This window comes from Pseudomonas sp. MYb60 (assembly GCF_002979555.1).
Lineage (GTDB): Bacteria > Pseudomonadota > Gammaproteobacteria > Pseudomonadales > Pseudomonadaceae > Aquipseudomonas.
Genome location: NZ_PCOZ01000022.1, coordinates 50,269 through 60,697, shown reverse-complemented (window position 1 = coordinate 60,697; position 10,429 = coordinate 50,269). Strand labels below are relative to the sequence as shown.

Below are 10,429 nucleotides of genomic sequence, written 5' to 3'. Positions count from 1 at the left end.
GCCCCCAGGCCAATCCCGAGGTTGCCCCCGGCGATATTCAGCGATGCCGCAAATGCCGGGGCCTGGGGCGCGGCTTTCATCAGGCGCACATGGCTGACCAGGAACATCGCGGCCTGGGTCACGCCCCATACTGCCAGCGCTGCTGCAAGGCCAATCGAGGAATCGATCGCTGGCACCAGTGCAACCATGCCTGCAATCATGAAGGCGCAAAACATCATGGACGCTATCAGCGGGTGGCGGTCCACCGCGCGACCGCCCAGCGCGTTGCCGATCAACCCCACCGCGCCGAACCCCATCAGGCACCAGCCCACCCATGTGCCGTCAAAGCCGGCCAGGCGTTCAAGGATGTCCGCCAGGTAGGTGTACGCCGTGAACATGCCGCTGAAAACCAATATCGACAACAGGATATGCCCCTGCATGAGCGGGTTGCGCAGGATCCTGAATTGCGCGCGCAGCGTTACGTGATCGTTCTTCGGCCGGGTCACGGGCAGGTAGATGAACAGCAGCAACGCTTTGGCCAGCGACACTCCGGCGAGCAGGGCAAACGCAGTGCGCCAGCCGAACATATCAGAGATCAGCGTGCCCACCGGAATGCCGAATACGGTGGCGCAGACAATGCCGAAGCCGATTTTCTCGATGGCGCGCCCGGCGTATTCAGGGCCGACGATGTCCACCGCCGTCTCGCTGGCCAAGGCCCAGAACACCGGCAAGCCCAGGGCGGGGATCAACCGCGCCACCGCCATCACCCAGATATTCGGCGCCAGTGCGGCCACGGTGTTGGCAATGCCGAACAGGATCAAAATGCCGATAAACAGGCGCTTGCGTGGGAAGCGCGCGCAGTACGCCGTCAGAAACGGGCCAAATGCGGCGACGGTAAATGCGAACAGGGTCACCAACAGCCCGGCCTGGGACACGCTGACGTTCAGGTCCCGGGCAATGGACGGCAGCAGGCCCACGATGATGAATTCCGTGGTCAGCACGGTAAAGCCGGCGGCCGACAGCAGCAGGATGGGGAACAGCATGAAAACTCCAGAAACGACAACATCAACGGCAGCCCAAGGGGCCCGCTGATGATCAGGAAAGTGAGAGGGGGGAATATTAACAGAGTCTGTGCGGGGTTAATGAAACCTACACAAGCGGGCGACGCAATGCCGCACCATAAAGGACATTTCCTACGGCATGCTAGACTTCGCGATCCGCGTCCTACAGCCGTTTCCGCCTGTGCCGCTGTGCCTCCAAAAACTAGAGACAAGTGTTTATGACTGCTGCCCCTTCCCTCCTGCATCGACTGGCACGTGTCAGCCTGGTGACGCAAATCATCATCGGCCTGATCGCCGGCATTCTCCTGGCGTTATGGCTGCCCGAGGCCGCCAAGGCCACCGGGTTTATCGGCAAGGTATTTGTCGCCGCGCTCAAGGCCGTGGCGCCGATCCTGGTGTTTGTCTTGGTGATGGCGTCGATCGCCAACCATAAACATGGCCAGGAAACCCACATCAAGCCGATCCTGTTCCTGTACCTGCTGGGCACCTTTGCCGCGGCCGTCGTAGCGGTGATCGCCAGCATGTGGTTCCCGTCGTCGCTGGTACTCGCTACCCATGACGCGGCCGTCAGCGCGCCAGGCGGTATTGGCGAGGTGCTGCAGAGCCTGTTGCTGAGCGTGGTGGACAACCCGGTGAGTGCACTGATGAATGCCAATTTCATCGGCATCCTGGCCTGGGCCATCGGCATGGGCGTCGCTATTCGCCATGCCGGTGAAACCACCCGTACCGTGCTCGACGACCTGTCCAACGGCGTCACGCTGATTGTGCGCGTAGTGATCCGCTTCGCACCGCTGGGGATTTTCGGCCTGGTGGCTTCTACCCTGGCCACGTCCGGCTTCGGCGCCCTGCTCGGCTACGCCCACCTGTTGGTGGTGCTGATCGGCTGCATGCTGTTCGTGGCGCTGGTGGTCAACCCGGCCATCGTGTTCTGGAAGCTGCGCCGCAACCCTTATCCGCTGGTGCTGTTGTGCCTGCGGGAAAGCGGCATCACCGCGTTCTTCACCCGCAGTTCGGCGGCGAACATCCCGGTAAACCTGGCGTTGAGCAAACGCCTGGGCCTGCACGAAGACACCTACTCGGTATCGATCCCCCTCGGTGCGACCATCAATATGGCCGGCGCCGCGATCACCATCACCGTGCTGACCCTGGCCGCCGTGCACACCCTGGGCATCGCTGTCGACTTGCCTACCGCCGTGCTGCTCAGCGTGGTTGCAGCCATCTGCGCCTGCGGTGCGTCAGGTGTGGCCGGTGGTTCGCTGCTGTTGATCCCGCTGGCGTGCAGCTTGTTTGGCATTCCCAGCGAGATCGCCATGCAAGTGGTAGCGGTCGGATTCATCATCGGCGTGCTGCAGGATTCGGCGGAAACCGCGTTGAATTCGTCCACCGACGTGCTGTTTACCGCTGCGGCGTGCTTGGGCAAGGAAGAACAGCCAGCCTGACCTGCGCGCACAAAAAAGCCGGGGTGGTTCTTGAATGAACCACCCCGGCTTTTTCTTGGCCGCTTAGAACGCGCCCATGTAATCGCGCTTGCCCACTTCCACACCGTTGTGACGCAGCAAGGCGTAAGCGGTGGTGACGTGGAAGAAGAACTGCGGCAGGCCGTAGGTCAGCAGGTAGGACTGGCCGCTGAAGCGCTTCTCTTTAGGCGTGCCTGGCCGGGTGACGATCTCGATGCCTTCCTTGCCGTCGATTTGCGCCGGGGTGATGGTGTCGATAAAGGCCAGCACCTTGGCGATCAAGGCTTGCAGGTCGGCAAAGGTCACTTCGCCATCTTCGTATTTAGGCACTTCGATCTCTGCCAGGCGGGCGGAAACGCCTTTGGCGAAATCGACGGCGATCTGCACTTGGCGTACCAGTTGGAACATGTCCGGGAACAGACGCGCTTGCAGCAAGGCGTTCGGCTCGATGTTCTTGGCGGTGGCGTGGGCTTCAGCCTTGGCCAGCACGCCGCTCAGGGCGGTGAGCATTTGCTTGAAGACGGGGATGGAAGCGGCGTACAGGGAAATGGTCATGGCAGTCTCATGGGTAATGGCACGGTTTGAACAGGCGACGATTATAGACGCGCCAGGCGCTTGTCTTTTAAATTTTCAGGATTACGCTAGGTGGCTCACTGCATAGGGAAAGCGCGATGACCGCCGAGCACGACACCGACACTCCTGAGCCGCGCCTGAACGGCACGGAAATCCGCATCCTGGGCTGCCTGATCGAAAAACAGGCGACCAACCCGGAAACCTACCCCCTGACCCTCAACGCACTGGTGCTGGCCTGCAACCAGAAGACCAGCCGCGAGCCGGTGATGAACCTCAGCCAGGGCCAGGTCGGCCAGAGCCTGCGGGCGCTGGAAGGCCAGGGTTTCACGCGCCTGGTGATGGGCAGCCGGGCCGACCGCTGGGAGCATCGCGTGGACAAGGCGCTGGAACTGGTGCCCGCCCAGGTGATCCTGACCGGATTGCTGTTTTTGCGCGGCCCGCAAACCGTCAATGAACTGCTGACCCGCAGCGGGCGCATGCACGATTTTGAAGACGCCGAGCAGGTCGTGCATCAGCTGGAGCGCCTGATCGCGCGCGGGCTGGCGTTGTTGGTGCCGCGTCAGGCTGGACAACGGGAAGATCGCTATACCCACGCGTTGGGGGATCCGGCGGAGATCGAGGCGATTATCGCAGCGCGTGGGAGCCCGGTTGAACGGGCGACGGCAGGTGTTTCAGTGGATCGCATCGAGGAGCTGGAAGCGCGGATTGCCGCCCTGGAAGAGCGGCTGACGCAGTTGGAACAGGCATAACGCAGTCAACGCTGGGCGCTGGCTGGCCGGCGATGGCGGTTTGACAGGCTAAACATCGGTGCCTGATAGACCGCCATCGGGTCAAGCGCCCTCCCACACTGGGTTCGTGCACGCATCAGGTGCGGGCGAAGGCGACTGCTCTCTCGAACTGCTCATGCGTGGGCCGCACTCCGGTGTAGAGCACGAACTGCTCAAGGGCCTGGATGGCTATCACTTCCAGCCCAGTGATCACCCGCTTACCCTTGGCCCTTCCGCGCACGATCAATGGCGTTTCAGCGGGGATCGCCACTACATCGAATACAGTGTCGGCAGCATCCACCACCTCTGCATCGAATGCCAATGCATCCGCCTCTGCCCCGCCGGTCATGCCGATGGGCGTCACGTTGATCACCATCTGCGGGCGCAACTCGGCCACTTCAGCCCGCCATTCATAGCCCAGGTTCTGCGCCAATGCCCGGCCCGCCGCCTCGTTGCGCGCAACGATCACGCCATTGGCATAGCCGCCATCACGCAACGCGCTGGCCACGGCCTTGGCCATGCCGCCGCTGCCGCGCAGGACGAAGGAAAAATCCTTCGGCACCTGGTGTGTTTTCAGCAATTGCTCGATGGCGATGTAGTCGGTGTTGTAGGCCTTGAGGTGGCCATTGGTGTTGACGATGGTGTTCAACGAGTCGATGGCCTGGACCGAATCGTCCAGTTCGTCCACCAAGGCAATCGCTGCTTCCTTGAACGGCATGGAAACCCCGCAACCCCGCACCCCGAGGGCGCGAATGCCGCCGATCGCGCCGGGCAAATCCTGGCTGCTGAAGGCTTTATAGTAGAAGTTCAGGCCCAACTGTTCGTACAGGTGGTTATGAAAACGCAGGCCAAAATTCCCGGGACGCGCCGACAGTGACATGCACAGTTGGGTGTCCTTGTTGGGGTGCATCTGCATGGATAACTCCTTGAAGTAAGCAAATCGGTACAGACCTTACACAACCTTTACCCAGCGGCTGTGCTGTTTTTCAGAAATACGTTGTCTTAAAAGTATCCCCGCGACAATCCTTGAGTCGATTTGATTGCAGACCACAAGCGCAGGGGCTAACCGAGGAATGACCATGATTCGTAAAATCCCCAAGATTGCCTTGCTGATCGGTGCACTCGCTATGGCAGGCCAGGCCTCCGCCCACGGTGGTGGTGGATGGGGTGGCCCGGCCGTCCTGGGTGCGTTGGTCGGCGCCGCTGTCGTAGGCTCCGTGGTAGCCAACCAACCCCGTGAAGTCTACGTGCAACAGCAGCCGGTGTATGTGCAGCCGCAACCGGTGTACGCCGCGCCGCCGCCGGTCTACTACGCACCGCCACCGCCGGTGTACGTGCAACAACAGGTCTACTACCGCCCGGCACCGGTGTATTACGGCCCGCCTCGCGGTTACTACGGCCCGCCCCACGGCTATTACGGTCGCGGCTGGTAACCCGGGCCGCACCGTCTGATACAGGCCTCGCTGACTCGCGAGGCCTTTTTTTTGCGGGAAAAAGACCGATTTTATCGCGTCAATGTCGTTTTGAGGACAATGGAGAAGTCGCAATCGCACATCATCAACACCAATGTCTACTTGCCCGAACCGCCCTTGCGCTGTCATGTTTGTGTCACGCGATGCTTCCACTATCGAATAACAATAAGGACGACTGACCATGCCCACGCAAAACCCGCACCGCACCGCTGGCCTGTGTACGTCCAGCAAGGTCTACAGTGCGCTGACCGAACTCAAGCACCTGGAAGGCCACCGCAGCGCCAAGTTCCTCGCCTTGCTGGCGGAAAACCTGGTGCGCAAAGGGTTGCTCAATGAACAGGAAGTAGTGGCGATGCTCGATCAAGTGGTGGACTGACGCTTGCGTCAATGTCCACTATCGACCCAGGTGATTTTTCCTACGCGCCTCGGCCCCGTAAGGTAACCCCCATAGCAATTGGAGGTCCTTATGCCTACTGTACACATCATGTCCGTCATCGGCAGCGCCGTTCCCGCCCCGCTTCGTGAGCTGGGTCTACTTGCCTGCTGGTACCTGGTCAGCGATGGCGAGCCCATCAGCGGCCCGCTCACCTCGTTGTCCGCCGCCGAGCAACAACTGCGTCAGGCGTCGACGTTCAGGCTGCACGCCTAAGCATCATGGCAGCTAAGCATCATGGCAGCGGCAACTTGACCCGCGGCTTGCTTTCCACAAACAGCGCCCAGCTGGAAATGAACAACGCGGCCACCAGCGGCCCGATCACAAATCCGTTGAGGCCGAACACCGACAACCCGCCCAAGGTCGAGATCAGGATCAGGTAGTCCGGCATTTTGGTGTCCTTGCCCACCAGGATCGGGCGCAGCACGTTGTCCACCAGGCCGATCACGAACACGCCGAACAAGCCCAGCACCACGCCCTGCCAGACCGAGCCGCTCAACAGGAAGTAGACGGCCACGGGCCCCCAGACAATACCCGCCCCCACCGCTGGCAACAGTGACAGAAACGCCATCAGCACCGCCCAGAGCAACGCGCTGGGGATGTCCAGGAACCAGAAAATCAAGCCGCCCAGCGCACCCTGGGTGACGGCGACGAGTACGTTGCCCTTGACCGTCGCACGCACCACCCGATTGAACTTGAGCTGCAGGCGACGCTTTTGCGGTTCGGCCAGCGGCACCGCCAGGCGCACCTTGCGCACCAGTTCCGGGCCGTCACGCAGCAGGAAAAACAGCAGGTACAGCATGATGAAAAAGCTCACCAGAAAATCGAACGTCCCCTGCCCAAAACTGAATGCTTGAGTGGCGAAAAACTGGCTGCCCTGCATCGCGCTCTTGACGATCTTTTCGCGCAGCCCTTCCAGGTTACCCATGCCAAAACGGTCCAGCAGGTGCTGGAAGTAAGGCGGCAGGAAGTTCTTGAATTGCTCGATGTAGGCCGCGACGTCCAGCTTGCCGCTTTCGACGTTCTTGTAGAGCGTCGCCCCCTCCTGCACCAGCAACGCGCTGGTGATGATCACCGGCAAGATCGCGATGATCAGGCACACCATCAAGGTGGTCAGGGACGTGAGGTTGCGGTTCCAGCCAAAACGCTGCTGCAAGCGGCGCTGCATCGGGGCAAAGATGATGCCGAGGATGACCGCCCAGAACACCGCGCCGTAGAACGGCAGCAATATCCAGATAAAGGCGACGGTCACCAGCGCCAGCAACAACAGCAGGGTCTTGAATTGCAGGTTGGTTTGGTTCATGTCCGGTCCATGTCAAAAAAGCAAAGGGCCCTCGTCGGCCCTGATGCTTAGTCCGCAGCCAAACCCGGGAGTGCCCTTGTTTATCGAACAAGCATAGACCGCTTCACTCAGACGCCCGCGCCTGGTCCCTGACGTTGTCGCTGATGTGCTCGTAGTCGTATTCCGGGGTGTGTACGCCGATGACCACAAGCCCTTCTTTCGCGTACTTGCTGGCCCACGCCTTTACATAGAGAAGGCTGCGACAGGGTTCAGATCCTGAACTGCCCGACCAACTGCCCCAACCGCTGCCCAAGCTCCGCCAGACTGCGAGACGTCTGCGCGCCGAGTTGGGTTTCATCGGCCACGCTGTCCACCGCCACGGCAATCTGATGCACGCTGCGGTTGATCTCTTCGGCCACGGCAGTCTGCTCTTCGGCAGCACTGGCAATTTGCGCGTTCATTGAGTTGATGGTGCCAATCAGTTGGGCCATGGTGTCCAGCGACGCGCCAGCCTGGTTGGCCTGGGCCGACGTGCCGTCGCCGGCATCGCTGGAACGGCGCATCGCCTCCACAGCGGCGAGCGTGCCTTTTTGCAGACGGTCGATCATGCCCTGGATTTCCTGGGTACTGGTCTGAGTGCGGCTGGCCAGGGCGCGGACTTCGTCGGCCACCACCGCAAAACCACGGCCGGCCTCCCCTGCCCGCGCGGCTTCGATCGCCGCGTTGAGTGCCAGCAGGTTGGTCTGCTCGGCAATGGAGCGGATCACCCCGAGCACACTGACAATCGACGACACGTCCTGCTGCAAGCTGTCCAGAGACACACCGCTGCTGCGGATATCGCTGACCAGCGCATGAATCTGCGCGATGCTGCCGTCGACCACGCGCTTGGCCGCCTGGCCTTCGGCGTCGGTCTGTTGCGCGGCGACGGCAGCGCCCTGGGCACTGCGCGCCACTTCGTGGGCAGCGGAAGACATCTGGTTGATCGCCGTCGCCACCTGATCGGTCTCTTGGCGCTGGCGCTCCATGGCGTGTTCGGAGCGCTGAGCCTGATCGGAAACCTGGCTGACCAGCCCGGTAAGCTGGCCGGTCATTTCAGTGATCTGGCGGACCAGACCGTGGATCTTGTCGACAAAGCGGTTGAATGCGCCGGCCAAATCGCCCAGCTCGTCCTGGCTGCTGATCACCAGGCGGCGGGTCAAATCGCCTTCACCGGCGGCAATGTCGTCAAGGTTGGCCTTCATCAGGTGCAAAGGCCGCAGGATGGCATTGGCCAGCAGCATGCCCACGGCAGCGATCACCAGCAGGACCACCGCGGCCACCCCAAGGATGCTCAACAACACCCCTTCCATGCGCGCCTGCACCTTGGCCTCGACCACCGCCACCTGGGCTTCGATGCCGTCCAGGTTCACCGAGGTGCCGATCACCATGTCCCATTTGGGCAAGTATTCGGTGTAGCCGAGCTTGGGCACCAACTCGGTTTGACCCGGCTGGGTCGAGCTGTATTGCAGGTAGTGCGTGCCATCCTTGCCGACCTTGACCAGGTCGCGGTTGACGTAGACGCCGTTGGGGTCGCGGTTGTCCTTGAAGCTTTTGCCCACGCCGTCAGGGCTATTGCCCTTGAACAGGCGGATGGTCTCGGAGTCATAGCCGAAGAAATAACCGTCCTTGCCGTAGCCCGTGTTGGACAGCAACTTGACCACTTGGGCACGTGCGGCGGTATCGCCAGGGGCAGCAGCGTCGTAGAGCGGCTTGATGGTGCTCATGGCCACTTCGACATAACTTTGCAGCGTGGCCTTGGCGTCGTTGAGCAGGCGCTGCCGGGTTTCTTCCACCTCATTGCGCGCCTGGCCCTGGAGCATCCACACCGTGGTCAGGCTGATGACCACGGCGAACAGCAATACCGGCACGATGGCCAGCGACAGGACTTTGGCCTTCAGACTCAGACGCATGGTTTTCTCTCTTATTGGTGGCGACTTGAGAGGTTAACGGCTGCGCAGGACGTTTCTGTAGTGGGCTGGCTTGCTGTTCAGGAGGCGCTACAAGGTCATCGCCGCCAACCAGCCAAACGCCAGCAACGGGATGTTGTAGTGCAGGAAGGTCGGTACCACTGTGTCCCAGATGTGGTGGTGCTGGCCGTCGATATTCAGGCCGGAGGTCGGGCCGAGGGTCGAATCGGATGCCGGAGAACCGGCATCCCCCAGGGCGCCCGCCGTACCGACGATGCACACGATGGCCACCGGGCTGAAACCCAGTTGCACACACAGCGGTACGAAAATCGCCGCGAGAATCGGTACCGTGGAAAACGACGAGCCGATGCCCATGGTCACCAGCAGGCCCACCAGCAACATCAGCAACGCCCCCACGCCACGGCTGTGTCCGATGAACGCCGCCGAGGTTTCCACCAGCGAACGCACGTCGCCGGTGGCCTTGAGGACTTCGGCAAAGCCTGAGGACGCGATCATGATGAAGCCGATCATCGCCATCATCTTCATGCCTTCGGTGAACAGGTCGTCGGTGTCGCTCCAGCGCACGATGCCCGACACCGAAAAAATCAGGAAGCCCGCCAGGGCGCCGATGATCATCGAGTCCAGCCACAACTGGATAATGAACGCCGAGGCAATCGCCAGTCCGGCCACCAGCAGGGTCAGGGGGTTGTATTGCACCGCCACTTGCTCGACCCGCTCGATTTTCTCCAGGTCATACACGCGTTTCTTGCGGTAGCTGACAAATACCGCCACCAGCAGGCCCACCACCATGCCCAGCGCCGGCAGGCTCATGGCATGGGTGACGTTGACGGCGCTGATGTCCACGCCGCTCTTGGCCACGTTGGCGAGCAGGATCTGGTTGAGGAAGATGTTGCCAAAGCCCACCGGCAGAAACATATACGGTGTGATCAAGCCGAAGGTCATCACGCAGGCGATCAGGCGGCGATCCAGTTGCAGCTTGGTCAGCACATACAGCAACGGCGGCACCAGCAGCGGGATGAACGCGATGTGGATCGGCAGGATGTTCTGCGAGGCAATCGCCACCACCCACAGCAGACCGATCAGCAGCCATTTGACGTGGCTGCCGCCGCTGGCTTCCTGGCGGTCGACCAGCAGCAGCGCCTTGTCCGCCAGGGCGTGAGCCAGGCCGGACTTGGCAATCGCCACCGCGAAAGCACCGAGCAAGGCGTAGGACAAGGCCACGGTCGCGCCCCCACCCAACCCGCCGTTGAAGGCAGTGAGCGTGGCTTCGATACCCAGGCCACCGGTAAGCCCGCCCACCAGCGCGCCGACAATGATGGCGATGACCACATGCACGCGGGACAGGCTGAGCACCAGCATGGTGCCGACCGCGGCAATGACTGCGTTAATCATGTTTACCTCAAGCAGAAACAATAAAAACAGGCATGCCCGCGCCCGG

The 10,429-nt window shown here is 61.5% G+C and carries 11 protein-coding genes and 2 pseudogenes; 5 read left to right on the top strand and 8 right to left on the bottom strand.

Annotation, left to right across the window (positions count from 1 at the left end; genetic code table 11):
- On the bottom strand, positions 1 to 1,022 hold a 1,022-nt coding region (locus CQ041_RS23690; protein WP_105649059.1), incomplete at its 3' end, for an MFS transporter.
- 236 nt (positions 1,023 to 1,258) lie between these two features.
- Between CQ041_RS23690 and sstT the strand changes: the two genes are divergently transcribed.
- Complete coding sequence (sstT, locus tag CQ041_RS23685; protein ID WP_105524775.1) at positions 1,259 to 2,479, top strand: serine/threonine transporter SstT; 1,221 nt, start codon at positions 1,259 to 1,261, stop codon at positions 2,477 to 2,479.
- A gap of 63 nt (positions 2,480 to 2,542) precedes the next feature.
- Here the strand turns inward: sstT and CQ041_RS23680 are convergent, their stop codons facing one another.
- Positions 2,543 to 3,052 (bottom strand): DUF1993 family protein, encoded by a 510-nt coding sequence (locus tag CQ041_RS23680; protein WP_105524776.1) that lies wholly within the window; start codon positions 3,050 to 3,052, stop codon positions 2,543 to 2,545.
- 116 nt (positions 3,053 to 3,168) lie between these two features.
- Here CQ041_RS23680 and CQ041_RS23675 point away from each other — a divergent pair, with 116 nt between their 5' ends.
- A complete protein-coding gene (locus CQ041_RS23675; RefSeq protein WP_105524777.1) occupies positions 3,169 to 3,819 on the top strand; it encodes a YceH family protein in 651 nt (216 codons plus the stop codon).
- A gap of 115 nt (positions 3,820 to 3,934) precedes the next feature.
- Here CQ041_RS23675 and CQ041_RS23670 read toward each other — a convergent pair whose 3' ends face one another.
- Positions 3,935 to 4,753, bottom strand: a complete 819-nt coding sequence (locus tag CQ041_RS23670) for a shikimate 5-dehydrogenase (protein WP_105524778.1) — start codon at positions 4,751 to 4,753, stop codon at positions 3,935 to 3,937.
- 157 nt (positions 4,754 to 4,910) lie between these two features.
- Between CQ041_RS23670 and CQ041_RS23665 the strand changes: the two genes are divergently transcribed.
- From CQ041_RS23665 to CQ041_RS23655, 3 genes are all read left to right on the top strand, one after another.
- On the top strand, positions 4,911 to 5,270 hold the full coding sequence (locus CQ041_RS23665) for a hypothetical protein (RefSeq protein ID WP_105524779.1): 360 nt from the start codon (positions 4,911 to 4,913) through the stop codon (positions 5,268 to 5,270).
- 220 nt (positions 5,271 to 5,490) lie between these two features.
- Positions 5,491 to 5,685 carry a hypothetical protein gene (locus CQ041_RS23660; RefSeq protein ID WP_105524780.1) on the top strand — a complete coding sequence of 65 codons (195 nt, stop codon included), beginning with the start codon at positions 5,491 to 5,493 and terminating at the stop codon, positions 5,683 to 5,685.
- A 90-nt stretch (positions 5,686 to 5,775) separates the two neighbouring features.
- Positions 5,776 to 5,958, top strand: coding sequence for a hypothetical protein (locus tag CQ041_RS23655; protein WP_105524781.1), 183 nt, complete (start codon positions 5,776 to 5,778; stop codon positions 5,956 to 5,958).
- Between the two features lie 19 nt (positions 5,959 to 5,977).
- Here the strand turns inward: CQ041_RS23655 and CQ041_RS23650 are convergent, their stop codons facing one another.
- The 5 genes and pseudogenes from CQ041_RS23650 to CQ041_RS23635 all read right to left on the bottom strand — a co-directional run bounded on the left by CQ041_RS23650 (position 5,978) and on the right by CQ041_RS23635 (position 10,380).
- Complete coding sequence (locus CQ041_RS23650) at positions 5,978 to 7,045, bottom strand: AI-2E family transporter (protein WP_105524782.1); 1,068 nt, start codon at positions 7,043 to 7,045, stop codon at positions 5,978 to 5,980.
- Positions 7,046 to 7,160: 115 nt separating this feature from the next.
- Positions 7,161 to 7,283, bottom strand: a pseudogene (locus CQ041_RS26655) (cytochrome c biogenesis protein DipZ); the annotation flags it as partial.
- A gap of 10 nt (positions 7,284 to 7,293) precedes the next feature.
- Positions 7,294 to 8,049: a methyl-accepting chemotaxis protein gene (locus CQ041_RS26950; protein WP_371923040.1), complete on the bottom strand. Its 756-nt coding sequence runs from the start codon at positions 8,047 to 8,049 to the stop codon at positions 7,294 to 7,296.
- Positions 8,050 to 8,151: 102 nt separating this feature from the next.
- Positions 8,152 to 8,883: pseudogene (locus tag CQ041_RS26945) on the bottom strand (cache domain-containing protein); the annotation flags it as partial.
- 177 nt (positions 8,884 to 9,060) lie between these two features.
- The gene (locus CQ041_RS23635; protein WP_163001930.1) at positions 9,061 to 10,380 is read right to left on the bottom strand and encodes a Na+/H+ antiporter family protein; all 1,320 of its coding nucleotides are present in this window, start codon (positions 10,378 to 10,380) and stop codon (positions 9,061 to 9,063) included.
- Between the last annotated feature and the right edge of the window lie 49 nt (positions 10,381 to 10,429).